General features: G+C 51.0%; 23 protein-coding genes and 1 pseudogene. 20 read left to right on the plus strand and 4 right to left on the minus strand.

The window, feature by feature from the left end; translation table 11 throughout:
* Positions 1–36: 36 nt before the first annotated feature.
* Positions 37–420: a pilus assembly protein N-terminal domain-containing protein gene (locus DFR47_RS07105; protein WP_245416475.1), complete on the minus strand. Its 384-nt coding sequence runs from the start codon at positions 418–420 to the stop codon at positions 37–39.
* Between the two features lie 239 nt (positions 421–659).
* On the opposite strand from DFR47_RS07105, the gene DFR47_RS07110 reads away from it, so the two are divergent.
* From DFR47_RS07110 to DFR47_RS07145, 9 genes and pseudogenes are all read left to right on the plus strand, one after another.
* The gene (locus DFR47_RS07110) at positions 660–1154 is read left to right on the plus strand and encodes an A24 family peptidase (RefSeq protein WP_113943676.1); all 495 of its coding nucleotides are present in this window, start codon (positions 660–662) and stop codon (positions 1152–1154) included.
* A gap of 138 nt (positions 1155–1292) precedes the next feature.
* Positions 1293–1490, plus strand: a complete 198-nt coding sequence (locus DFR47_RS22275; protein WP_342633957.1) for a hypothetical protein — start codon at positions 1293–1295, stop codon at positions 1488–1490.
* Positions 1491–1502: 12 nt separating this feature from the next.
* Positions 1503–2102 (plus strand): annotated as a pseudogene (gene cpaB / locus DFR47_RS07115) (Flp pilus assembly protein CpaB); the annotation flags it as partial.
* Between the two features lie 68 nt (positions 2103–2170).
* Entirely contained in the window at positions 2171–3625 is a 1455-nt protein-coding gene (locus tag DFR47_RS07120; protein ID WP_245416498.1) for a type II and III secretion system protein family protein, read from the plus strand.
* 17 nt (positions 3626–3642) lie between these two features.
* Entirely contained in the window at positions 3643–4389 is a 747-nt protein-coding gene (locus DFR47_RS07125; RefSeq protein ID WP_245416476.1) for a CpaD family pilus assembly protein, read from the plus strand.
* Between the two features lie 83 nt (positions 4390–4472).
* Positions 4473–5750: a CpaE/TadZ family protein gene (locus tag DFR47_RS07130; RefSeq protein ID WP_245416477.1), complete on the plus strand. Its 1278-nt coding sequence runs from the start codon at positions 4473–4475 to the stop codon at positions 5748–5750.
* A 22-nt stretch (positions 5751–5772) separates the two neighbouring features.
* A complete protein-coding gene (locus DFR47_RS07135; protein WP_113943678.1) occupies positions 5773–7239 on the plus strand; it encodes a TadA family conjugal transfer-associated ATPase in 1467 nt (488 codons plus the stop codon).
* Positions 7240–7293: 54 nt separating this feature from the next.
* Complete coding sequence (locus DFR47_RS07140; protein WP_113943679.1) at positions 7294–8298, plus strand: type II secretion system F family protein; 1005 nt, start codon at positions 7294–7296, stop codon at positions 8296–8298.
* Between the two features lie 12 nt (positions 8299–8310).
* Complete coding sequence (locus DFR47_RS07145) at positions 8311–9309, plus strand: type II secretion system F family protein (protein WP_113943680.1); 999 nt, start codon at positions 8311–8313, stop codon at positions 9307–9309.
* A gap of 194 nt (positions 9310–9503) precedes the next feature.
* Here DFR47_RS07145 and DFR47_RS07150 read toward each other — a convergent pair whose 3' ends face one another.
* A complete protein-coding gene (locus DFR47_RS07150) occupies positions 9504–10355 on the minus strand; it encodes a tetratricopeptide repeat protein (protein ID WP_113943977.1) in 852 nt (283 codons plus the stop codon).
* 177 nt (positions 10356–10532) lie between these two features.
* Between DFR47_RS07150 and DFR47_RS07155 the strand changes: the two genes are divergently transcribed.
* The 3 genes from DFR47_RS07155 (at position 10533) to DFR47_RS07165 (ending at position 13355) form a co-directional block, all read left to right on the plus strand.
* Positions 10533–11951 (plus strand): leucyl aminopeptidase family protein, encoded by a 1419-nt coding sequence (locus DFR47_RS07155; protein WP_113943681.1) that lies wholly within the window; start codon positions 10533–10535, stop codon positions 11949–11951.
* A 196-nt stretch (positions 11952–12147) separates the two neighbouring features.
* On the plus strand, positions 12148–12498 hold the full coding sequence (locus DFR47_RS07160; RefSeq protein ID WP_075653991.1) for a MarR family transcriptional regulator: 351 nt from the start codon (positions 12148–12150) through the stop codon (positions 12496–12498).
* Positions 12495–13355, plus strand: a complete 861-nt coding sequence (locus tag DFR47_RS07165) for a C40 family peptidase (RefSeq protein WP_113943682.1) — start codon at positions 12495–12497, stop codon at positions 13353–13355. The genes DFR47_RS07160 and DFR47_RS07165 overlap by 4 nt, the downstream gene beginning before the upstream one ends.
* A gap of 42 nt (positions 13356–13397) precedes the next feature.
* Here DFR47_RS07165 and tet(62) read toward each other — a convergent pair whose 3' ends face one another.
* The gene (tet(62), locus tag DFR47_RS07170) at positions 13398–14573 is read right to left on the minus strand and encodes a tetracycline efflux MFS transporter Tet(62) (protein ID WP_113943978.1); all 1176 of its coding nucleotides are present in this window, start codon (positions 14571–14573) and stop codon (positions 13398–13400) included.
* A 102-nt stretch (positions 14574–14675) separates the two neighbouring features.
* Here tet(62) and tetR(62) point away from each other — a divergent pair, with 102 nt between their 5' ends.
* Entirely contained in the window at positions 14676–15296 is a 621-nt protein-coding gene (tetR(62), locus tag DFR47_RS07175; RefSeq protein WP_113943683.1) for a tetracycline resistance transcriptional repressor TetR(62), read from the plus strand.
* Between the two features lie 52 nt (positions 15297–15348).
* Here tetR(62) and DFR47_RS07180 read toward each other — a convergent pair whose 3' ends face one another.
* Positions 15349–16350, minus strand: coding sequence for a 2-hydroxyacid dehydrogenase (locus DFR47_RS07180; protein WP_113943684.1), 1002 nt, complete (start codon positions 16348–16350; stop codon positions 15349–15351).
* A gap of 214 nt (positions 16351–16564) precedes the next feature.
* Here DFR47_RS07180 and DFR47_RS07185 point away from each other — a divergent pair, with 214 nt between their 5' ends.
* The 7 genes from DFR47_RS07185 (at position 16565) to DFR47_RS07215 (ending at position 24163) form a co-directional block, all read left to right on the plus strand.
* Positions 16565–17224 (plus strand): SH3 domain-containing protein, encoded by a 660-nt coding sequence (locus DFR47_RS07185; protein WP_342633958.1) that lies wholly within the window; start codon positions 16565–16567, stop codon positions 17222–17224.
* Between the two features lie 225 nt (positions 17225–17449).
* On the plus strand, positions 17450–18754 hold the full coding sequence (miaB, locus tag DFR47_RS07190; RefSeq protein WP_245416501.1) for a tRNA (N6-isopentenyl adenosine(37)-C2)-methylthiotransferase MiaB: 1305 nt from the start codon (positions 17450–17452) through the stop codon (positions 18752–18754).
* 327 nt (positions 18755–19081) lie between these two features.
* Positions 19082–20122 (plus strand): PhoH family protein, encoded by a 1041-nt coding sequence (locus tag DFR47_RS07195; protein WP_113943980.1) that lies wholly within the window; start codon positions 19082–19084, stop codon positions 20120–20122.
* Between the two features lie 197 nt (positions 20123–20319).
* A complete protein-coding gene (ybeY, locus tag DFR47_RS07200) occupies positions 20320–20829 on the plus strand; it encodes an rRNA maturation RNase YbeY (protein ID WP_113943686.1) in 510 nt (169 codons plus the stop codon).
* Positions 20830–20831: 2 nt separating this feature from the next.
* The gene (locus DFR47_RS07205) at positions 20832–21869 is read left to right on the plus strand and encodes a hemolysin family protein (RefSeq protein ID WP_113943687.1); all 1038 of its coding nucleotides are present in this window, start codon (positions 20832–20834) and stop codon (positions 21867–21869) included.
* Between the two features lie 144 nt (positions 21870–22013).
* Entirely contained in the window at positions 22014–23612 is a 1599-nt protein-coding gene (lnt, locus tag DFR47_RS07210; protein WP_113943688.1) for an apolipoprotein N-acyltransferase, read from the plus strand.
* A gap of 137 nt (positions 23613–23749) precedes the next feature.
* Positions 23750–24163 (plus strand): helix-turn-helix domain-containing protein, encoded by a 414-nt coding sequence (locus DFR47_RS07215; protein WP_113943689.1) that lies wholly within the window; start codon positions 23750–23752, stop codon positions 24161–24163.
* Positions 24164–24176: the final 13 nt, after the last annotated feature.

A 24176-nucleotide genomic window follows, 5' to 3' on the forward strand; every position in this document is an offset into this window, starting at 1 on the left:
TTTCCAAAGCCAGACAGAATCGGAGAGGAAAAAGTATTATAACTTAGGTGCGATCACTTTCGGTGTACAAATCGGTGTACAAGACATCACTGACACATCCGTTCCGCGAAAAACCCGCGTCGTCGCCAGATCATTCTGGCTCACCATAACGTTTTCATCCAGTAGTGTCTCACCATTCTGATCCATGACAACCAGATTGGTCACACCATTACTCCGTCCTGTCAGGATAATGGTTTTCGAATCCTGCATCATGGCATCAACAATCGCATCATTACCAATAATGACGGATTTTACCGGTTTATCGAGGCGCAAAATATGAGCCTGATCGGTCTGAATCTGAATTGTCTGACTTTCTTCAGCTACGGCCTGATGCAACAGCAGACCGGTACTCAGCAGCGATAAAAATATCAGTTTTTTCAAATTTATCATATTCTTATAAGCCATAAATTAAGTTCTGTTTCCGGCTCTACTATGCGCAAGATGGATGAAAGAACACTTAATAGATAACCAGCTCTGTAAATTTGGCAGTTCATTTCAGGGCACAAAAAAACAGGGCAGGTTTTACAACATTAACCTGCCCATTAACTTAAAGGTAAATTGCATTGCCTATGGAATAGGAAAACCACTTTTCCGCCTACTCCGCAGCATCAAGGCAGATTATGCTCACTTTCCTCATTGCACTGACATTTTGCGGCACCATGATCTATGCAGCACTTTCAGATCTTTTATTTATGAAGATCAGCAATATTGCCTGTCTGTTTCTGGCTGCCGGTTTTGTTATTCTGGCCCCCTTCGCAGGACTATCGTTTCAGTCAATTTTGCTACACTTGGCCGCCGGCATAGTGGTAATCATCGTCTGTTTTGGCTTATTTTATTTAAATGCTATGGGTGGCGGCGATGCCAAACTGATCAGTGCCACCGCATTATGGACCGGATTTTCAGCCAGTCTTGTCCAATATTTGCTGATCAGCGCGATTGCCGGCGGCATTCTGACGGTGCTCATTCTGTTACTGCGCAAACTCGTCAACAGAAACAAAATTGTCCATATTGCCTTCCTTTACCGTCTGACAAATCCCGCCAAAGGTATCCCTTATGGCATAGCTCTGGCGATTGCCGGTCTCTGGATTTATCCGCAACTCGCCATTGCAGGTTAAATCCTCTGTTTTATTGATGTTTTTTAGCAAAACGTATTTTAACAAAATCAACAATAATAGTTCGTTAACCATAATTATACGATTCCTGCTGCATTAAGTGTATGTGCCACAACACACGCTTACTGCGGGGATTTATTGATGAACACTTCACGCCTGATCATTCTGGCTGTTGCCGTGCTTGCTGCCGGTGCTGCAGGCTATATTGCCCTGACGATGAATGATGCCCCGCCTCCGGCGATTGAAGTCAGTACCCCCGCGCCTGCACTGCCTGTGAAAGATGTTCTGACAGCCTCTTCCAATCTGGCGGTCGGTTCCAGCCTGTCCGGTCAGTTGTAGTGGCAGTCATGGCCTGAAAGTTCACTATCCCCGGATTATATTACCCGTGACGCCCAACCGGAAGCGCTGGATGATCTGCAAAAATCCAGTCTGCGCCTTCCTGTTCTGGCCGGAGAACCAATTCGTAAGCTCAAGCTGATTGGCGAAGGAGAATCACTGATGTCCTCTCTGCTGCCTAAAGGGATGCGCGCAATCGCAACCAATATTGCAGCAGAAAGCTCTGCCGGCGGATTTATTCTGCCAGGTGATCGTGTCGACGTTGTTCTCACCCGCGAAAACCGCAATCCTCAGCCATCAGCTTTACCGTTTTTCACGGAAACCATTCTGGAAAACGTCCGCGTTCTGGCCATTGATCAAACGATCAAAGAAGATGATGCCGGTAAAAAAGATATTATGGGGCGTACAGCAACACTGGAAGTCACTCAGGGCCAAGCTGAAATTTTGGCAGCCGCGCAATCTATGGCAGACAGAATCAACCTGACACTTCGCTCAGTACGTGATGCCGAACCTGAAGCTACCAGCTCATCCGGCTATCTTGTGATGTCCCCGGGCAAAAACGGCCCTGTCAAAATGATTAAATCGGGCAACCTTTCCGAAGTCGGGATCAACTAATGACACGTCTTTTCTTTTCCCAAACTTACGGCAGTAAACAATTGAAGGCTTTGCTCCTTTCAGCCGCCATGATCATTCCGGTCACCATTGCGGATTTAGCGCAGGCGCAGGATGTTCAGATTACCAGTGCAGGCCGCGCACAACCGGTTAATCTCGGACTCGGTAAATCCGTGGTCATTGATCTGCCACAGGATGCCTATGATATTCTGGTTGCAAACCCTGCGACGGCCGACGCCGTTACGCGTACCGCGCGCCGTATTTACCTGTTCGGTAAAGCCGTAGGTCAAACCAATATTATTATTTTTGGCAAGGACGGTGAACAAATCGCCAGTCTTGATCTGAAGATCGAGCGCGATGTCAGCAGTCTTGCCACGTCTTTGCGCAAATATATTCCGGGCTCTGATATCAAAATTGAACTCATCAATGACAATATCGTACTAACCGGTACTGTTCAGACACCGCAAGATGCCGCTCAGGCTGCAAAGCTTGCTGACTTGCTGGTTTCCGGCGGTGAAGCAACTACAGGTCAGTATAATAACAACTCCAATTCATCATCTGGCGAAGGTAATAATATTACGATTTCCAACGGATTTAATCAGGAACGCCGCCAAGCCAGTAAAATCATTAACCTGATTACCATTACCGGTGAAGATCAGGTTACGCTGAAAGTCACTGTCGCTGAAGTCAGCCGCACTGTGATGAAGCAGCTTGGTGTGAATATGGTCGGCAGCGCCACGACCAATGGCGTGACCTTCAGCGGTATTGCAGGCAATTTGCCCGGTGTTGTTTCGGAAAATGCAAATAATGTACTCGGTATTCGTACCAGTAATTTCCGTGGCTACCTGCAAGCGATGGAAACTGCAGGTGCCATGAAAACCCTCGCAGAACCGACACTGACTGCAATTTCGGGTGAAAAAGCGGCATTTAAAGTCGGTGGTGAATATAACGTTCTTGATAGTGTTGATTATGACGACGACGGAAAGCGTACAAATACGCTGGCCAAGATTGAGTATGGGATCGGGCTGGAATTTATGCCGACCGTGCTGGGACCAGGCCGTATATCGCTCAAAGTCCGCACCTCTGTCTCTGAACCAACAAATGAAGGTTCTGCAACACAAAATACCGGTCAGTTCAGTCCGAACATTATCTCTCTGCGCAAACGTATTGCAGATACCACAGTTGAAATACCATCCGGCGGTTCCATGATGATCGGTGGCCTGATCCGGGATGAAACCCGCCAATCCATCAATGGCACCCCGGGTCTGTCCAAAATTCCGGTTCTCGGCACTCTGTTCCGTAGCCGTGAATTCCAGCGCAATGAAACGGAGCTGGTTGTGATTGTAACACCTTATCTGGTGCGCTCAACAGCACGAACCGATCTGGCCCGTCCTGACGATAATCTGGCACCGCCAAGTGATGCGGCCGGTTTTGTACTCGGCAAGGTCAACCGCGTTTATGGCAGCGCAAAAACCAACCTGCCCAATGGCCGCTATAACGGCGTTGTCGGCTTCATTTATAAATAAGAGGGGCAGGCAGCATTATGAAGAAAATTCACTTTCAGCCTTCACGGACAATGCTCATCAGCGGCAGCCTGTTCATCACTCTGGCACTGACAGGCTGTGCGAATACACATCATGTCACCGTTGGCGCTATACCGGATGATTATCGTACCAACCATCCGATCACCATTCAGGAACGCGAGAAAACTGCAGATATTCCTGTCAGCCGGAACGATCAGAAACTAAGCCTTACACAACGCAGCATTGTGCAAAATGCCGTTGACGGCTATCGCCGCCAGGGTTCTGGTATGGTCTTTATCCTGCTGCCGGAAGGCAGCGCCAATCAGTCGGCCGCTTATCGCATCAGCATGGATATTGCTAAAGTTCTGCGACAAGGCGGCGTGCTTGCCAGCAATATTACCACCCAAAGCTATCAGGTGAATAATCCGGAAGTGTCTGCTCCGGTTCGCATCAGTTATTATGCCATGACAGCAGGCACGGGTCCTTGCGGGCGCTGGCCGGATGACATGCTGGATACTTCTGAGAACAAACATTACGCAAATTTCGGCTGCGCCACACAGGCAAACTTAGCCGCACAAGTTGCAAATCCGGCAGATTTCCTTGGTCCGCGCGCCACTGCACCATTGAATGGTACACGCAATGACCGCGTTCTGAGCGGAATGAAAAAAGACAGCCCTGACAACGGCTATGACAATGTTTCACCAAGCTTGTCAAAAGTCTGGGCAGAAAACCGTAGCCAGATCGTGGATTATACTCCTAGAAGATAATAATCGGCGGAATTTAAGAAAATAATCCTGTTTGCAGCCAATGTTTGCAAACAGGACATGCAACTTCAATAAAGGTCGTGATCGTGGAAAATAGCATCACATCAACAGATATGTTTCAGGACGGCAACACGAATATACGCGATATTCGTCCGCTACCGCGTCTGAATATTGATGCTTTCTGTGAAACAGATGCCGGTCTGTCCGTACTTCAGGCCTGTTCGCAGGATCGCCGTCTGACGCGCACGCGCTGGCAAATCCGCTCCGGCGGCATCAATACGGCACTTGAGGCCTATCACAGTAGTTCCACACCACATCTGATTATTCTTGAAAGTGCGGCCGGACCAGAGCAGTTGCTTGCTGATATTACCCGTCTTGCTGAGGTCTGTGACAGCGGTACACGTGTACTGATTATCGGGCGCAGCAATGAAGTCCGGCTTTACCGGGAACTGATCCGCAATGGTGTTTCAGACTATCTGGTGTCTCCGGCCAGCCTGTCCGAAGTCATTTCCGTGCTGGATACCTTATTTGCAGACCCGTCTACCGCACCTTCCGGCAGAAGTATCGCCGTTATCGGCGCTAAAGGCGGCACCGGTTCATCCACACTTGCCCATAATATCAGCTGGAGCCTTGCCAATCAGTTCAAACACGAGGTTGTACTGGCAGATATGGATCTGCCTTTCGGTACAGTGAATATCAACTTTGATCAGGATCCGACGCTGGGAATTGCTGATGCGGTCTATGCACCGGAACGTGTGGATGAAGTCTATCTCGACCGCCTGCTGGCCGAGAGTTCAGAACATTTGTCTTTGCTCGCAGCACCGTCAACGCTCGAAAAAACTTATGATTTTGAAGCAGACTCCTTTGTTTCTGTCATAGAATCTGCCTTGCGCACCACGCAGCTGCTGGTGCTTGACATGCCGCATAGCTGGAATAGCTGGACACGGACAACTCTGATGCAGGCGGATGAGATTATCATCGTCGCCACGCCTGAGCTTGCATGTCTGCGCAACACCAAAAATTTACTGGATACACTGATCCTGCTGCGCCCGAATGACCGGCCTGCGCATCTCATTCTCAATCAGACAGGTGTACCGAAGCGCCCTGAAATTTCAATCGCAGAGTTTTGTTCACCGCTCAATATCAAACCGTTGGCAGTGATTGAATTCGATCCGCAATTTTTCGGTACTGCTGCCAATAATGCACATATGCTCGGGGAAGCCGACCCGAACCATAAAATATCGCAAAAAATTACCGAGATCGCCCGTGAGCTGCTCGGAAAACAGGACGTGCCGGATGAGGCTAAAAAATCAAGCCCTCTGACAGGCCTTCTCAGCAAACTGAAGCGTAAACCTTCCGCTTAACGGACAAGGATAGAGAGCAGCCATGTTCGGAAAAAGAGGCGCAAGCACCCCCGCCACCACGATAAAACCTATTGCCAGTCAAACAGCTGGCAGTTCACAGAGCACTGTATCTACACCATTGTCACAATCACCATCAGCATCAACGTCAGGTGAAACGACAACAAAACCCGTTGCTGCTCCGGTTGCCCGTGAGAAATCACAGGCCTATTACGATACAAAATCCCAGATCTTTGCAGCACTGATTGATACGATCGACCTGTCACAATTATCACGCATGGATGCGGAAGCCGCCCGTGATGATATCCGTGAAATCGTCAATGATATTATCTCAATCAAGAACTTTGTTATGTCGATTGCCGAGCAGGAAGAACTGCTCGACGATATTTGTAACGATGTGCTGGGCTATGGTCCGTTAGAGCCGCTGCTGGCACGCGACGACATTGCCGATATTATGGTCAACAGCGCACGCAAAACCTATATTGAAGTGAATGGTCGTGTGCAGGAAACCAATGTGCGTTTCCGTGATAATCAGCAATTGCTGAATATCTGTCAGCGCATCGTTTCTCAGGTCGGCCGCCGCGTGGATGAATCCAGTCCGATTTGTGATGCGCGTCTGCCGGACGGTTCCCGTGTGAACGTCATTACCTCGCCACTGGCAATTGACGGCACAGCGCTGACAATCCGTAAATTTAAAAAAGACAAGCTGACCCTTGATCAGTTGGTACGCTTCGGCAGTATTTCACAACTGGGTGCAGAACTGCTGCAGATTATCGGCCGTGTACGTTGTAACATTATTATTTCTGGTGGTACCGGTTCCGGTAAAACCACGCTGCTGAACTGTCTGACACGTTATATTGATTCCACCGAACGCATCATCACGTGCGAAGACTCGGCAGAATTGCAGCTTCAGCAGCCCCATGTCGTGCGCCTTGAAACACGCCCGCCCAATCTGGAAGGTGAAGGCGAGATCACCATGCGCGATCTGGTCAAAAACTGTCTGCGTATGCGCCCTGAACGTATTATCGTTGGTGAAGTCCGTGGTCCTGAAGTTTTCGATCTGCTTCAGGCCATGAATACCGGTCACGACGGCTCAATGGGCACGATCCACTCCAACAGCCCGCGTGAATGTCTGAACCGTATGGAAGCCATGATTGCCATGGGCGGTTATACGCTGCCGCAGCGTACGGTGCGTGAAATTATTGTCGGCTCTGTTGATGTCATTATTCAGGCAACTCGTCTTCGTGATGGTACACGCCGTATCACCCATATTACTGAAGTTATTGGTATGGAAGGTGATGTCATCATCACACAGGATCTGATCAATTTTGAAATGATGGGCGAGGATATAAACGGCAATATTATCGGCCGCCATGTCTCGACCGGCATTGCCCGCCCCGCTTTCTGGGAACGGGCACGCTATTACAATGAAGATCAGCGTCTCTCGACCATTCTGGACACGATGGAAGTGGCTGGCAGCCATCAAATCTGACCTGAAACCACAACACAGGCACACCATCCTGCCTGATACTGAAAGGGCACTTTTATGAACGGTGCAACAATTCTGTTTGTTGTTCTGGCAGCAATCGCTGTCGGTGCCCTGCTCTATGTCATTTTTTTTGACCGGATCACTGCGGAAAAAACCGGACAAAAACGGCTCGACGCCATCAAAAAAACGACAACCAGCCGTGCAGTAATGCGTTCGGAGCGCGAAAAAGCCAGTGAGGCACAAAAGCGGCGCCGGACCTTGCAGGAAAATCTGGACGAACTGGATCGCCGCAATAAAAAGCAAACCAAAAATCAGAAAAATCCGCCTCTGCGTACCTTGCTGGCACAGGCAGGGTTAAGCTGGACTATCCGTCAGTTTTATCTCATCAGTACAGCCAGTGCTTTTATCTGTTTTCTGTTGGGTCTTATGGCTGGTGTACCTCTGTTGCTGTCACCGGTCATCGCTCTGATTGGTTTTTTCGGCGTTCCGCGCTGGATCATTTTGCATTTACGTAAAAAACGCATGAAAGCCTTCCTGAATGATTTTCCCAATGCTTTGGATGTCATCACGCGTTCATTACGTTCCGGCCTGCCATTAAATGACAGTCTGCGTCTGCTCGCTAATGATGCCCCTTCTCCGGTCAAAGAAGAGTTCCGCCGGATTATCGAAGCCCAGCAAATGGGGCTGACGATACCGGAAGCCGTGGCCAAAATGCCGGAAAACATGCCTTGTCCGGAAACCAATTTTTTTGCAATTGTGATCCAAATTCAATCACAGGCCGGTGGCAATCTTTCTGAGGCTCTCGGCAACCTGTCGCGGGTTTTACGCGACCGCAAGAAAATGGCTGCCAAGGTGCAAGCCATGTCTCAGGAAGCGAAAGCATCTGCTGCAATTATCGGCTCCCTCCCATTCTTCGTAGCCACAGTGATTTCCTTTATGAATCCTGGATATATCGGCCTGTTATTCACGACATTTCCCGGCAATGTTTTGCTGGTCATCTCAGTCATCATGTATTCGCTCGGAATTTTCGTGATGAAAACCATGATTAACTTCAAAATGTAAGCGGAGATGGCTATGCAGAATTTTATCGAAACCACTCTGTTTCAACGACAAACACTGATCAGCATTTTTGTCATGTTTGCGATGTTCGCAACTGTGATGACTCTGCTGCTCCCGTACTTTCAACGCAATCCGCTGAAAAGCCGGATGAAATCTGTAGCCCTTGAACGCGAGGCTATTCGCGCGCGTGAAAGAGCCCGCATTGCCAATGACAAAGAGCGCGGCATCAGCCTGCGCCATCAACAAAAAGCCGGTATCCGTGATTTTGTTGAGAAGCTGGATTTGCGGCGTGCTTTAGCTGATGACAAGACAGTTGCATCGCTGCGCCAAGCCGGTTTTCGTGGACAAAACCCGCTGAATATCTTTCTGTTTATGCGTTTTATCCTGCCCTTTGCATTTCTGGCGCTGGCAATCTTCATGATCTTCGGCTTGGGAATATTGGCGCAGCAATCAACATTTGTCCGTTTTTTCGTCTGTATTCTTGCCGCCTATGCCGGTTTTTATGCGCCCAATCTTTATGTCAGTAATATTGCCGCAAAACGTCGTGAGTCCATTACACTGGCTTGGCCGGATGCGCTGGATCTGATGCTGATCTGCGTAGAATCCGGTATGTCCACGGAAGCAGCTTTCCGTCGTGTTGCCGATGAAATCGGTGTCCAGTCTGTCGATCTGGCGGAAGAACTGATGCTGACCAATGCGGAACTGGCTTTTTTACCGGAGCGCCGTCAAGCCTATGAAAACCTCGCCAACCGTACCGGTATGGAAGCGATTAAAGCCATGACGCAGGCGCTTATACAGGCTGAGCGTTATGGTACACCGGTTGCCACAGCCATGCGTACACTCTCGCAGGAAAGTCGTGATATGCGCTTGCTGGCCGCTGAAAAAAAAGCTGCGGGGTTGCCGCCGAAACTCACTGTTCCGATGATCGTATTCTTCCTGCCGGTCTTGTTCATGGTTATTCTCGGACCTGCCATGATCCAGATTTTTGGTGCGGGTGGTATCGCCGGAAACTAGTGCGGTTTACGTTCAGATTGGGCCATGGCGCTCGCTCTAGTTTCTTTAGTTTGTCGCATTATTACGACGTCAACTTGATCCAACTTGACGGTAAAATGCTCTAGAGCAGCTTTAAAATCAGATCATCTAAAACAAAAACGCCTGCCTGAATGATCTCTTCAGGCAGGCGTTTTTATTGATAAAATTTGCAGCTTTTATGCCTGCTTTTTAACGCCCTGTTTTGCGAGCATTGAGCGCAGATAATCTGTATTGGCTTTTGCCTGCTCCGGTGACAACTCACGCGAAGCAATGGTTTCTGCCTCCTGAAAACGCCCCTGAAGCCCGACGACCAGCGCCAGATTTTGACGAACACGGCTGTCACTGCCATTCGCAACACTTGCCTGACGCAGATATTTCTCCGCTGTTGGCAGATCACCGCTCAAGACATAAGACATAGCCATATTGGACAGGATCGAAGCTTCACCCGGTTTGATCTGCAAAGCTTTCTGATAAATTGTACGCGCAGCCGCTGAATTACCCTGCTGATCAAGAATGGCACCTTCGGCCGACAGCAAACGCCAGTCCGGATAATCCGGTGTTTGTGCACGGCGTACGGCATCCAGCGCCGCATCCAACTCGCCTGCTCCGGCCAAAGCCTTACCATAAGCTGCCAGAACCTGCTTATCCTTCGGTAACTGAATGGCGATTGCCCGCATCACAGCCAGCGACTGGTCATTACGACCTGCCATGCTCAGAACTGTAGCATAATTAAGTGCGGCCACTTTGCTGGTCGGATTTTTCTGATAATGCGCGCCATAGCTCTGTGCGGCTTGTGCCAGCTGTTGTGCATTCATCTGTTCAATGGAGCGCTCGGCTTTGGTGCCGGTGCTTTTATTAACCGATCCGGTTGTGGTGCGATCAACGGCTGTACAACCGGCAAGCACCAGTCCGGTCAGAACCAGTGCGGAAGTCAGTTTCAAACTTTTGGTCAGATATCCGCCTGCTTTCTGATGCAAGCCATTGCGTGTATTGTCCGATTTTTCAGAACCTGTCACAGAATGCTGCATCAGACTTTCTCCATCAAAATTAAGAGGCGACAGAGCTGTCAATCAGGCTGATGAATTGATGCAGCTTCACCGGAATATAATGAAAATCAATATTCCATTAACCCTAATAGAGAGTTAATTATGAGGACTGTATCAGCGACTCATGCCGCTCTCCCGAAAATAAAAACGGAATTTACAATGACCTCCCTCCCTTTATCTGCGAACCGCGCCGCCCTTCTGGATCAGCAGGCTGCCGACAGCCGCCCGATATGGCTGGTAACACCGGAGACACTGGCGAATGGTCAGTTCCCGCAAACTGTCCTCAACTGGGCAAAAGCCAATGCTTATAAAGGCAAAGCAGGACAATTGCTGACACTGGCCAATGAACAGGGACAGATCAGCGGTGCATTATTCGGCATTGAACCGGCCGACAAAGACAAAAGCGGTGAAGGCCGTCTGATTGGCGGCAAGCTTGCCCGTTTGCTACCTGCCGGCAACTGGCATATCGAAGGCAAAGCAGACCATGCTGAATTATTCGCGGTCAGCTTTTTGCTCGGCGGCTACCAGTTCAACCGCTATAAAAAAGATGCTTCCGCAGAAGATCAGAACAGCGTTTCGCTCTATATTTCCGGCCTGTCTGATCTGGCTGAAACCCGCCGTCTGGCCGATGCCAGCGCCATGACCCGCGATCTGATCAATACACCGACCAGCGACATGGGGCCGGATGCACTGGAACTGGCAGCCCGTAACCTCGCAGATGCCTATGGTGCGAAATTTACGGCGGTTATCGGCGATGATCTGCTGAAACAAAACTTCCCGATGATCCATGCTGTCGGTCGTGCCAGCGACACTGCTCCGCGCCTGATTGATTTCACCTGGGGCAAGGACAGCGATCCGAAAGTCACGCTGGTTGGTAAAGGCGTATGCTTTGATACCGGCGGTCTCGACATCAAAGCTGCCAGCGGCATGCTGCTCATGAAAAAAGATATGGGCGGTGCCGCCAATGTGCTTGGCCTTGCCCGCATGATCATGGATGCCAAGCTGCCGGTACGCCTGCGGGTGCTGATCCCTGCGGTGGAAAATTCCATTTCCGGTAACGCATTCCGCCCGAGTGATATTCTGACCTCTCGTCAAGGACAGACTGTTGAAATCGGCAATACCGATGCGGAAGGTCGTCTGGTTCTCGCCGATGCGCTGACCCTCGCCGATGAAGAAAATCCGGATCTCATCATCGATATGGCAACCCTCACCGGTGCTGCCCGCGTAGCACTGGGACCTGATTTGCCGCCATTCTACAGCCATGATGAAGCCTTTGCTGCGAAAGTGGCCGAGCAGGCTGCAGCGCAGTCTGATCCGCTCTGGCGCATGCCGCTCTGGGCACCTTATGAAGCCAAGCTCGCTTCCAAAGTTGCCGATACCAACAATGTAACCACCGACGGTTTTGCCGGTTCTGTTACCGCAGCGCTGTTCCTCTCGCGCTTTGTCAAAAATGCCAAGGTCTGGGGACACTTCGATATTTACGGCTGGACACCGGTTGAGAAATCCGCGGCCACAGTCGGCGGTGCGGCACAGGGTATCCGCGCCCTTTATCAGGTTATCAAACAGCGTTATGCATAGAGCGGTTACAGTTCATATTGAATCATTTGAACCGCTCTATCTTTATTTCACGCATTTCCGAACGCAAAACCGGTTGCCACTTTTGCTGGAAATGCTCTGTGCCTCTTGCAGGCTCCGCTTAAAAGCGGTTCTATAAGCCAAACAGCCTGCCCGTACATTACGGGCAGGCCTTTATCTTAGATAATGAGCGGTATTCATGGCTGTCGAGTTAAAACCACTACAGGCACTGACGCTGTTACAAACCGTGTCCCTGTCACAGGTACGCGACGAAACCCATGATCTGACATGGCGGCAGATGGCCATTCTGCTGACAATCTATCTAGAAACACCACCCCATACAGTGCGTGCGCTGGCTGCACGTCTTGGTGTGACAAAACCTGTTATTACCCGTGCGCTGGATACGATGGGAACGATGGGGCTGGTCAGCCGCCATCGCGACCCGCAGGATCTGCGTAATGTCCTGATCAAACGAACTGTCAGCGGTGCGCTCTATGTTGAAAGACTGGGCGACCGCGTTATTGCAAAATCCAGGGAATTGCCTTTATGACCCAGCTTGACCGCCGTCTCCATGCCTATCGTCCCGATCTGGCCGATAGCGCTTTAAGCGGCAAAGTCGATGCCGCTGCCTTCACTGAAGGCAAGCGCAAACGTGTTATTGTTCCTGTCAGTGATCTGCGCAGCAAACCTGAGCAAGCCAGCGGCCCGCAAAGTCAGATTCTCTACGGTGATGAAGTCACGGTGTTTGAACAGGCCAATGGCTGGAGCTGGGTGCAGGCTCTGCGAGACGGTTATGTCGGCTATCTGCCGGATACAGAACTGGCTGACACCGGCAATGCACCGACCCACCGCATTTGTGTGCCGCGCACATTCATCTATTCCGGCGCTGATCTGCGCTTCCGTCACACCACCGCCCTGTCTCTCGGCTCAGTGGTAGAAATTACCGAATTCGTTGACAACCGCGGCAGCCGCTACGGAATGCTGCCGGACGGCACTGCGATTTTTGCCAAGCATCTGCGTGCTATTGACGAGACTGTTGCCGATTATGTCACCACAGCGGAAAGTCTGATCAATACCCCTTATCTGTGGGGCGGTACGTCCGGCTTCGGTATTGACTGTTCCGGTCTGGTGCAGCTTGCCATGCTTGATGCAGGGCGCAATGTGTTGCGTGATTCCGATATGCAAGGTGCTCATCTGGGCGAAATACTGGATGCCGGTGAGAATTATGCCAATCTGCAGCGCGGCGATCTGGTGTTCTGGCCCGGTCATGTGGCGATTATGGCCAGCCCAGACATGATGATCCATGCCAATGGTCATACTATGACTGTGGCCTATGAGCCTTTGCGTGAAGCGATTGAGCGGATCGCTTATCTTTACGATCTGCCATCGCATTTCCGTCGTCCATAAATCTCCTTTTGTGCCACAGCAATTTCCGTTGCTGTGGCACACTCATGAAAACCGGCATAAAGACCGGCGCAGAATTGCAAAGCTGATAAGATACAGCCCTGCACCGGCTATCCACACCCAACCATTCCACGAGGCTGCGGTGAGTGTATAGAAAGCCGAGAAACCGAGCGGCCCGATAATCGAACTCAGATTGGTCAGGCTGGTCAGAGTACCCTGCAAACTTCCCTGCTCATTCTCTCCGACTGATCCTGATAGCATCGCCTGTAATGCGGGCATTCCCACGCCACCGGTTGCCAGCAGCAAAAGAACCGGCAGTACCATCCAGCTTCGTGTGATCAATGCCAGTGCCAGAAAACCGCAGGCATCAGCAACCATGCCTATGATCAATGTGCGATGCTCACCAAAACGGGCGGACAGCGGACCCGGAATGAAAGCCTGAAAAATCGCGTGCACCGCACCGAAAGCCGCCAGCGAAAAACCAACCATGGTTGTATCCCACGCAAAACGATCTTCCGTATAAATCACCCACAGCGTTGCAGGGAGCTGTCCCACCAGCTGGATAATGAAAAACACCAGTGCAAGCGCTGTCACACCTTTCAGTAAACTGCCCGGTAACAACAGCTTGCGGAAAATCAATGCGCTTGTATTTTCCGGCTCTGCTGATGCATTACGGGTCTCTTTAAGAAACAGGCAGGCCAGCAAAAAACTGCCCCCGTTCAATACCGCAGCTGCGATAAAAGGTGCATGAACAGAAAAGCCACCTGCCAGTCCGCCGATCGCTGGCCCCGCAATCATACCGGCACCGTAACAAGCTCCCATATAACCGAACCAGCGCGCCCTTTGGTTTGACGGTATTGTATCAGCAATAGCTGATGCCGCTACTGCGCCTGTTGCTCCAGTAATACCGGCGATCATACGACCGATATAAATCACCCAAAGCACAGGCGCTGCCGCCATAATAGCATAATCTACAGCAGCACCGGCCAGCGATACAATCAACACCGGACGACGGCCATAGCGATCTGAAAGCCTGCCAAGAAAGGGAGCAAACACCACCTGCATCAGAGCATAAGCGGCCAGTAACACACCATAATGTCCTGTTACTTGTCCATCCGGCACAAGCCCGCGCAGCAGTTCCGGTAGCACCGGCATGACAAGCCCAAGCCCCATTGCATCCAGCGTAATAACGCTGAGAACAACAGCAAGAGATTTATTCATCCGTGCTTTCACCTGCATGGCTCCATAATAATTTATCATCGATAAGGAAATAGACATAAAATTTATCTGTGATAAATTGTCAAGCCTGCGAAAGGGACTTTGATGACGAAACTTGACCGGCAATCGGTTATTCGTGCCGCACTGGATCTGCTTAATGAAGTTGGTGCTGACGGGCTGACAACGCGAAAACTTGCAGAGCGGCTGCATGTACAACAGCCAGCACTTTATTGGCATTTCCGCAATAAACGGGTGTTGCTGGATGCTTTAGCCGAAGCAATGCTGAACGAAAATCACAGTCATTCTCTGCCGCTTGAGGGAGAAGACTGGCGCCATTTTCTGAGAAATAACGGCCGCAGTTTTCGCAAAGCCTTGCTGAGTTATCGTGACGGTGCCCGTATCCATGCAGGGACGCGCCCGTCTGCGCCACATTTCGCAACGGCGGAAGCACAAATCCGCTTCCTGTGTCAGGCAGGCTTCAGCGCTGAAAATGCCGTCAGGGCACTCTCAGTCATCGGACATTATACCGTGGGCTCTGTACTGGAACAGCAATCCGCTCAGGAAGATGCACAGGAGCGGCAGGAAGCAACGACCCCATCTGCAGAAGGGGCATCAGATTTTCTTTTGAAAATTTTAGATCATTTTGATGATGATGAAGCAGAACGCAGCTTCGACTACGGGCTGGATGCACTCATCGCCGGTTTTGAAGCCTTACAACAGTCGTGATAGGTTTCTGACCTTCGCCGCGCAACGATCCGCAACGGCGAAGGATCATGAATTAAACCTTTGGCGGCAATACGCGGTCCGGTGTGCGGTGACCATCCCAGAAAGCGCGGATATTGACGATCACTTTATCGCCCATATCAATACGCCCTTCCAGCGTGGCCGAGCCCATATGCGGCAGCATTACCACTTTGCCTTCTGAAGCCAGCTTCAAAAGACGCGGATCAACCGCCGGATGCTGCTCAAACACATCAAGACCGGCTCCGGCCAGCTTACCCTGTTCTATCTGACTGATCAGCGCATTTTCATCGACAATCTCACCACGGGATGTGTTCACCAGATAAGCACTGGGTTGCATCAGCTCGATACGTCGTGCTGACAGCAAGTGAAACGTTGCCGGTGTCGAAGGGCAATTGACGGAAATAATATCCATCCGCGCCAGCATCTGATCGAGACTGTCCCAATAGGTCGCTTCCAGTTCTTCCTCAACCGCCGCATGAACCCGCTTGCGGTTGTGATAATGGATAGCGAGGCCGAAAGCCTTGGCGCGGCGTGCAACAGCAGTGCCGATGCGTCCCATGCCAACAATACCAAGGCGTTTGCCCCAGATACGCCGCCCCAGCATCCATGTCGGTGACCAGCCCGGCCATTCGCCGGAGGTGGAGAAAACATTCGCCCCCTGCACCAGACGGCGCGGCACAGAGAGAATCAGCCCCATTGCCATATCGGCAGTATCTTCGGTGAGAACATTCGGGGTGTTGGTGACAGAGATACCGCGCTTGGCAGCCGCGGTCACATCCACATTGTCCACACCATTACCAAAATTAGCGATCAGTTTCAGATTTGAACCGGCCTGCTCAATCAGCTCCGCATCAATCACATCGCGAATCGTCGGCACCAGCACATCAGCCTCGCGCATGGCTGCAGCCAGTTCCTCACGCGACATTTTATGGTCATCAATATTCAGGCGCGCATCAAACAACTCACGCATGCGCGTTTCAACAGGATCCGGTAATTTCCGGGTAATGACGACCAATGGTTTCTTTTTGCCCGACATTTCTACCCCTTTGATGTGTCGCGTTGAGACCTCCTTAACCAAGAAGGTGCAGAGTGCGGCATTGTCATGGTTCATCACCTGTCTAGCAAGGCAAACGAACAAAGACAAAGAAAAAGCGCCGGTTCAGGTCTGCTAACGTCATATTGATCTTGCAGACCAATCTTGCAAACCGGTGAAATGACTATACCAGAATATAAGCCGGTCAGGACTGCGAATGAAACTGCATATGCGTAAAACAGAAAAATCAGGATTACACCTGTTACTGGCCGTTGGCCTGTTTTCTTGTCTGCTTATGCTGCCGTCATTATCCGGCTGGCATCCGGCACATGCACAAGACACCTCAAACGAAGGTGAGGCCTCATCCGCAGAAGAAGGCCCTTCCGGCGAAGAAGCACCTCCCAGTGATAAAATTGCCAAATCTTCAGCCAATCTGGGGCCAAGCGGGTTGCCGATTCCACGCTTTGTCAGTCTCAAACCTGCCCGCGTGAATATTCGTGTCGGCCCCGGCCGTGATTATGCCGTTTCATGGCTTTATACCCGATCCGGCCTACCTGTTGAAATCATTCAGGAATATGACAACTGGCGCCGTATCCGTGATGTTGATGGCACCGAAGGCTGGGTCTATCAGTCTCTGCTCGCCGGCAAGCGCACTGCCATTATTGCACCGTGGGAGCGCGGCAAATCAGAAAATCTGATCAATCTCTATTCCAGTGACAGCGACACCTCCCGCATTGTTGCCAAAGCGGAAGCCGGTGTGATCGGCAATATCCGTGAATGCACAGGCCAATGGTGTGAAGTTGAAACTCAGGGCACACGTGGATGGATCAAGCAAGCACTCATCTGGGGTGCTTATCCGGATGAAATTTTCGACTGACCCCTTTGTCAAGATAGCTATCCCCCCAATCTGCGCTTTCAGGCGGGTTTGTGCGCATCTGTCCCCTTCTCATTACCGGCGAAAAGCGTTAAAAGCCGCCTCATGAAGGATCAAACAGCACCCCACTCCCAGCATCAGGCCTCTGACGCAGAACGTAGCGTCACTGCCTCCGGTAATAATCTGGCCAATAGCCGCAAGGTTTTTGTCAAAACCTATGGCTGTCAGATGAATGTCTATGACAGTCAGCGCATGGCCGACAGTCTGGCCGCAGAAGGCTATGTCACAACCGACAGTGCTGATGATGCGGATATGGTGCTGATTAATACCTGCCACATCCGTGAAAAGGCTTCCGAAAAACTTTATTCCGCGCTGGGTCGCCTGCGCAATATGAAGAATAAGCGCCAAGCTGACGGCAAAGATCTGATTATTGGTGTTGCCGGTTGTGTGGCGCAGGCCGAAGGCGATGAAATTTTACGCCGTTCACCGACCGTTGATCTCGTGGTCGGCCCGCAGACCTATCACCGTTTGCCACAGGCATTGGCGCAGGTGCGTGAAGGTCGTCAGGTTGTCGATACGGAATATGCAGTTGAAGACAAATTCGAACATCTGCCTGCAGCCAGCCGTGAGCAAGTACGCAAGCGTGGTGTCTCCGCATTTCTGACCGTGCAGGAAGGCTGCGATAAATTCTGCACCTTCTGCGTGGTGCCATATACACGTGGCTCCGAAGTATCCCGTTCTGTTGCTCAGATCGTCAATGAAGCGACCAAGCTGGTTCAGGCCGGTGTGCGTGAACTGACCCTGCTAGGACAGAATGTCAACGGCTGGCATGGTGCTGGTGATGACGGCCGCGAATGGGGCCTTGGTGAACTGCTCTATCGCTTGGCAGAAATTCCGGGCATTGCGCGTCTGCGCTATACTACCAGCCATCCGCGCGATATGGATGATACGCTGATCAATGCCCATCGCGATCTCGATATTCTGATGCCATATCTGCATCTGCCGGTACAGGCCGGTTCTGATCGTATTCTCAAAGCGATGAACCGCAAACATAAGGGCGAAGATTATATCCGCCTGATCGAGCGTATCCGCGCTGTGCGTCCGGATATGGCACTGTCCGGCGACTTCATTGTCGGTTTTCCCGGTGAAACAGATGAAGACTTTGAAGACACAATGCGACTGGTACGCAGCGTGCGCTATGCACAGGCCTATTCGTTCAAATATTCCTCCCGTCCGGGTACACCGGGTGCAGATCTGCCGGATCATGTAGAGGAATCCGTCAAAGACGAACGTCTGCAACGTTTGCAGGCACTGCTCAGCGAACAGCAATATGCATTTCAAGACAGCCTTGTCGGCACTGAAATGGATGTTCTGCTCGAAAAGCCGGGGCGCTTTGAAGGACAGATGATCGGTCGTTCTCCATGGCTCATTCCGGTGATTATCGATAATGAGCAAGGCGAGGTCGGTGATATCATACGCGTGCGTGTGATTTCTACCGGTACCAATAGTCTTGTGGCTGAAAAACTTGGTTAGAGCATAATTCCTTAAACTTGGATCAGTTTAAGGTAAAATCATGCTCTAACTTTAAAGTGTTAGAGCGACCTTTGTGTGCCAAGCATGGCACACGGCGCTCTAATAACGTCATATAATTACCGGCTTTGCTTTCTGCGTGACAGTGTCATTAATCTGTACCATAATCGTGTCAGATATGATGTGTCACGGCGGATCAGCGCCTTTTAGATTTACAGCCAAACCGCAATCAAGGAGAGCCGGTTGAACGTCACCACGGGCAAACAGGTTAGCAAAGAACTGAAAAACCCTGCCACTTCTGCAGCCGCCTTACAGGATGGCGCCTCCGATATGGCTCATATTGTCCTCGATTTTGACAGCAATCGCTTAGCGAGTGCGCTGTTCGGCCAGTTTGATGAAAATCTAGCTTATATCGAGCAGAAGCTTGGCGTCGATGTCCGCTCCAAGGGCAATCAGCTGATCCTGCGCGGTGAGGCAACGGCCACAGCACAAGCGCGGATGGCACTGGATCACCTCTATTCGCTTTTGCAAAAAGGGCATGATTTGAGCAAATCTGATGTGGACGGCGCTCTGCGCATGGCAGCAGGTGCAACACCGGTGCGTGATGATCAGATGAGCCTGCCAACGCTGGAGGCTAAAACCCGCCTTTCCGCTGCACAAATATCCACCCGCAAAAAGACCATCTTTGCCCGCACGCCGACGCAGGATGCCTATATGCGTGCGATGGAGCGCTCGGAACTGGTCTTCGGCACCGGCCCTGCCGGTACCGGTAAAACCTATCTCGCTGTTGCCCATGCTGCTATGTTACTGGAGCGTGGCATGGTGGAAAGAATTGTACTGTCCCGTCCGGCGGTTGAAGCGGGTGAACGGTTGGGCTTCCTGCCCGGCGACATGAAAGAAAAGGTCGATCCTTATCTGCGTCCGCTCTATGATGCGCTTTACGATATGATCCCTGCGGATAAAGTGGAGCGTGCACTGGCTGCCGGTGTAATCGAAATTGCGCCTCTGGCCTTCATGCGCGGCCGTACACTGGCACATGCAGCGGTCATTCTCGATGAAGCGCAGAATACCACATCCATGCAGATGAAAATGTTCCTCACCCGCTTGGGTGAAGGATCACGTATGATCGTAACCGGCGATCCGAGCCAGATCGATCTGCCGCTTGGCCAGAAATCCGGCCTCGTGGAAGCGCTGGAAATTCTGAGCGACGTTGAGAATATTGTCACAGTACGCTTCAACGATAAGGACGTTGTCCGTCATCCGATGGTTGCCGCCATTGTCCGCGCCTATGAAAAGCGTGGTGCGGCACGAACAATCAGCCGTCAAAAACATATTGTGGCTGAGGGTGAAAATACACCACCGGCAACCTAAATAGCTTCTCAGCGTACAACTTGATTTTACAACAGCCCGTCTCTTTGCAGGCGGGCTGTTGTCTTAGAGCATTTCCAGCAAAAGTGCGAAGCGGTTTTGGCAATGGATAATGCGTAAAAACAAATAGTTACAGTGGTTACAGCGATTCAGTCTTAACTGGAACCGCTGTAACAGTTCAACCGGTTCACGAAACAAAAATGATTACAATTGATACTCTCATTGAAAGTTCTCTTTGGGAAACCCCTTCGGGGAACGACAATGAAGCCTATGAAGCACTTGCACGATCCTGTGTCGATGCAGTCTGGAAACGGCTTGATCTGCCGCAGCAAGAGACTGAACTCAGTCTTGTGCTGACCGACGATGCCTCGATCCGAGCCATCAATGCACAATGGCGTAACAAAGACAAAGCCACCAATGTACTGTCTTTTCCTGCCTTTGATATTGCACCGGGCGATGCGCCGGGACCGATGCTCGGTGATATTATTATTGCGCGCGAAACTGTTGAACGCGAAGCAATTGAAGAAAACAAAAGCTTTGATCAGCACCTGCATCACATGATTGTGCACGGCCTGCTGCATCTTCTTGGCTATGATCACGAAGATGATGAAGAAGCCGAAGAAATGGAAGGGCTGGAACGAGAGATTCTTCATGCTCTTGCCATACCTGATCCTTATACTGTACATTCGACCGACAATGAAAACGATTGACCATGGCTGATCAAATAAATCAAAACTCCTCAACGGGCGCTACGAATGGCGACACCGTTTCTCAGAACGATCCTGAAGCACAGAGTACGGGACAGAGTCCTGCGCGATCCACAGGATCAGAAAAACGCTCACTTCTTGCCGGATTATTTCCGTTTCTCCGCTCGCGCCAGACCAGCTCGATCCGTGAAGAACTGACGGATGCACTTTCCGATGAAACAGGCAGTGACACGGCTTTTTCCGCAGAGGAAAAAGCAATGCTCAATAATATTTTGCGCCTGCGGGAACTTCGCGTTGATGACGTGATGATCAGCCGCGCGGATATTGAAGCCATTGAATATTCAACACCGCTCGGTGAGCTGCTGGAATTGTTTGAATCCTCCGGCCATTCCCGTATGCCGGTCTATGTTGAGACGCTCGATGATGCGCGCGGGATGATCCATATCCGCGATGTTCTCAACTACATTACCCGCATGAGCAGGCAACAGCCTGACGGACAAGATCAGCCGGCCGCTGCCAAGCGCTATGATCTGTCGAAAATTGATCTCACCACGCCGATCAGCGAACTGAACCTGATGCGTAAGGTTTTGTTTGTGCCGTCTTCCATGCTGGCCAGCAGCCTGATGGCACGCATGCAGGCGAGCCATATTCAGATGGCGCTGGTGATCGACGAATATGGCGGCACAGACGGCCTTGTCTCGCTCGAAGACATTGTTGAAATGGTTGTCGGCGATATTGAAGACGAACATGACGATGAAGAATTGTCGCTGATCCGCAATCCGGACGGCTCCTACACGGTCGATGCCCGTGCAGAGCTGGAAGAGCTGGAAAAACTGATCGGCGCAGGCTTTACGCAAGGCGAAGACAGCGAAGATGTGGATACGCTTGGCGGTCTGATGATCTCGGCGCTGGATCATATTCCGGAAACCGGTGCGATTGTCGATGTATTGCCCGCTTATGAGCTGGAAGTGCTGGAAGCCGATTCCCGCCGCATCCATAAGGTGCGCATAACACCAAGAAACGGCGATTATTTCCAAAGCTAAACAGCTTCATATTCCAGTATCTTATTAAAACACCGCCTCCCCAAAACGGCGGTGTTTTTTTATCTCTCTATTCCTCTCTCAGCTTTTCTTAATCTTCGGCTCATAAAATAATAAAAAGCCTTTTCCCATTGAGAGATCTGCAACGTGAGCAACCTTTACCAGCGCCTGACTTCCTCCCTCACCGGCTGGCGTAAAGCATTGCTGACTATTTTAGCCGGTGCTGTTGTCACATTGGCTTTACCGCCTTTCGATTTCCTGCCTGCCGGATTTATCGGTTTCCCGCTGCTGATATTGCTGATCGATCGTGATGCGCAAACCGGTGTGCCAAGCGGATGGAAACGACTGCGACCGGCTTTCATCACCGGCTGGCTGTTTGGTTTCGGCTATTTTCTTGCAGGGCTGTGGTGGATTGGTATGGCGCTGTTGGTGGATGCGGAAAATTTCGCATGGGCATTGCCGCTCGCCATTCTCGGGCTTCCTGCATTTTTAGCGCTGTTTTTCGCCTGCGCTACCGCAATGGCACGGATTTTCTGGGGCGCTGGCCTGATCCGCATTCTGGTACTGGCGATTATGCTGGGCTTGAGCGAATATATCCGCTCGTTCATTCTCACAGGCTTTCCATGGAATGCGCTTGGCTATGCGCTGATGCCGACACCTTTGCTGATGCAATCAGTTACGATTACCGGCCTTTACGGGATGAATATTCTGGCCGTTGTGATCTTTGCTATGCCTGCCTTGCTGTTTGGCTCTGCATGGCAGCGCTTTGGCTGGCGCAGCGGCCTGACAATCGCCATCGTCTTGCTCGTAGCTCATGCCGGTTATGGCGCATGGCGCCTGCAACAGGCTGTGAGTGAACCCGCCGCCGATGCGCCAATTATCAGGCTCGTACAGGCCTCCATCCCGCAGGATGCTAAATGGGATAATCAGCTACGTCGCGAGATTTTTGATAAGCACCTCAATCTCAGCACCCGCACGCCCCTCAGCGGCAAACCTCTACCGGATGTGATTATCTGGCCAGAAACCTCGGTTCCCTATGTACTACCGCAGGTTGGTGAGGCTTTAAGTGCAATCGGTGCAGCTTTGCAACCTGACCAAATTTTGCTGGCCGGTGCTGTGCGCGGTGAAGGTGAAGCGCTCTCTTCCTATTATAACAGTATTTTTGCAATCAATTCCGCGGGACAAGTTACTACAGTCGCGGACAAGGTTCATCTTGTCCCCTTTGGTGAATATCTGCCGCTGGAAGGCCTGCTGCGCTCGCTAGGCATGCAGGAAGTGATTGAATTGCCCGGCGGGTTCACAGCCGCTCCTGCGCGTCACTCCATGAATATCAGTCCGAAACTGACGCTACTGCCGCTGATTTGCTATGAAGCAATTTTTCCGTCCGAACTTGGCTATCAGGGCAAGGCCGTGGATGCGATTATCAACATTACCAATGATGCCTGGTACGGTAACACACCGGGGCCTTACCAGCACTTCCGGCAAGCACAATTACGTGCCGTTGAGCAAGGCTTACCCCTGTTACGCGCTGCCAATAACGGCATTTCGGCAATTACTGATTCCTACGGTCGAATCAGTGCGCAGATGAAACTTAATGAAATCGGAATCATTGATGCCCCCCTGCCACCCAAGGCAGCAACCTTCTGGGGGAAACCCGCCGGTGATACCCAGTTCTTTTTCATTCTGCTCTTCACGCTGATAATTTCATGTGGTTTACAGGGTATCCGTACCCAGCGTTTCGGTTGACATCATATTTTTGATGTTATGTTATACATCTGAAACTGATGAAATTTCAGATGAACCTATAAATCTCCGAAAAATATGCTGATTTAAGCGCCGCATTTTTCATCAAGAAAGCTCGCATAAGCGAGGAGCATTTGTGAATGACCGAGAATAAGAAGAAACCCAATCCCATTGATGTTCATGTGGGCAGCCGCATCAGGCTGCGACGGAACATGCTTGGCCTCAGTCAGGAGCGACTGGGCGAAAATCTCGGAATCACCTTTCAACAAATTCAGAAATATGAAAAAGGCACCAACCGCGTCGGTGCCAGCCGCCTGCAAGCAATCTCATCAATTTTAAGTGTACCGGTCGCGTTCTTTTTTGAAAATGCGCCGGGTCAGTCCGGTCAGCCGAATAATGGTTTCGCTGAAGAGAATGAAGCAACCTATGTCGTTGATTTCCTTCACACCAACGAAGGCGTACAGCTAACACGTTATTTCACCAAAATTGCAGATCCAAAAGTGCGCCGCAAAATTATCGATCTGGTAAAAACCCTCGCCAATGACGATGACTAAGCATTTCGAGGCA

Source organism: Pseudochrobactrum asaccharolyticum (assembly GCF_003314995.1).
Taxonomy (GTDB): domain Bacteria; phylum Pseudomonadota; class Alphaproteobacteria; order Rhizobiales; family Rhizobiaceae; genus Pseudochrobactrum; species Pseudochrobactrum asaccharolyticum.